The sequence below is a fragment of the Arthrobacter sp. TS-15 genome (assembly GCF_006964045.1).
Lineage (GTDB): Bacteria > Actinomycetota > Actinomycetes > Actinomycetales > Micrococcaceae > Arthrobacter.
Window position 1 is genome coordinate 1 of the sequence record NZ_SDXQ01000079.1, and the last position, 1114, is coordinate 1114.

Sequence of the window (1114 nt, forward strand, 5' to 3'; positions counted from 1 at the left end):
GCCCCCGGCAGTGGCGCACCCTCACCCTCCGCCCCCTTGTCCTGGGCCCGCACAACGTCCCGGCCATCACCGACCCGTCCACCGCGGCCCGTGACATCCCCCTCGCCACGCTCTCCGCCATCACTCATGGCAAGGACGACAACGCCGCTGCCATACTGAAAGCCCTGGCCGCCGCCCTGAAGACCGTCGACGAAGAGACTGCGCGTATCTTCGCCGAACTCACCGAACTCGGCCTCGGCACCATGCCGTCCGCCAAGATCTGGAGGCATCTGATGTCCGTCGACCTCTCCTTCTTCCGTTCGGAGACGTCCCAGCGCCTGCGCGCGGAAGGCCGGACCAAGGGCCGTGCCGAGGACATCTTGCTGATCCTGGACGAGCGTGGCATCGGGGTCCCGGACGACGTACGCGCCCGGATCACGGACTGCATCGATCTGGAAATCCTCCGGACCTGGCTCAGGCGCTCCGTCACGGCCACGACTGCCGGGGACTTGTTCACGGACACGTCGGATTGACCGGCACCGATGAAGCAGGCCTCTGAGCGGCCTGCTTCACTCCTGGTCCCAGCCGAACAAGTCAGCAACAGTCACTGTGGATTCCATGAACGAGTTCCGGGCGTCCCGCTCCGATTTCTGTAGCCGACCGACTCCTCGTCCTCGCCGTTCGGCGTAGTGGTCACTGCACTGCCACCGAGCTTGAAGTCACAGCTTCCCAGAATCTTTTCGAGCGGCTGCCCGGACATCTCAGCGCGCGCCGGACTCAGATTCAGATACACCGCAGTTTCCGCGCTCTTGCTCTCCTTCTGGGATGTACACCCTAGATCCCTGCCCGCAGTTCACGTTCGAAGAGAGACAGACAGCCGGCCAGGTCCGGAGCGGCGATCTCACACGGGATGGGCCCTTCCGTGTAGACGTCTCCTTCGACTCGGGAAGGGGGCAGGCGGTACACAGTCGAGCCGTCGGTGGCACTCAGGGCGAACAGGGCCCCGCCGCCGTCGGACCCGAAAACCACCACGGAGTCCTCGCGTGAGCCGACGATCCGCGTCGGCAGGTCTCCGCCCAACCCGGCCACCGTCTGGCCTTCCGGGTGGACGAAGAACCCCGAGCCCACGAGACTA

At 65.5% G+C, this 1114-nt stretch carries 2 protein-coding genes; one reads left to right on the forward strand and one right to left on the reverse strand.

What is annotated here, in order from left to right; genetic code table 11:
- The coding region (locus tag EU811_RS22850) for a hypothetical protein (protein WP_238703544.1) at positions 1-512 on the forward strand (512 nt) is incomplete at its 5' end.
- 301 nt (positions 513-813) lie between these two features.
- Here EU811_RS22850 and EU811_RS23645 read toward each other — a convergent pair.
- Positions 814-1114 (reverse strand): hypothetical protein (locus tag EU811_RS23645; protein WP_160147696.1); only part of this gene is annotated, 301 nt, incomplete at its 5' end.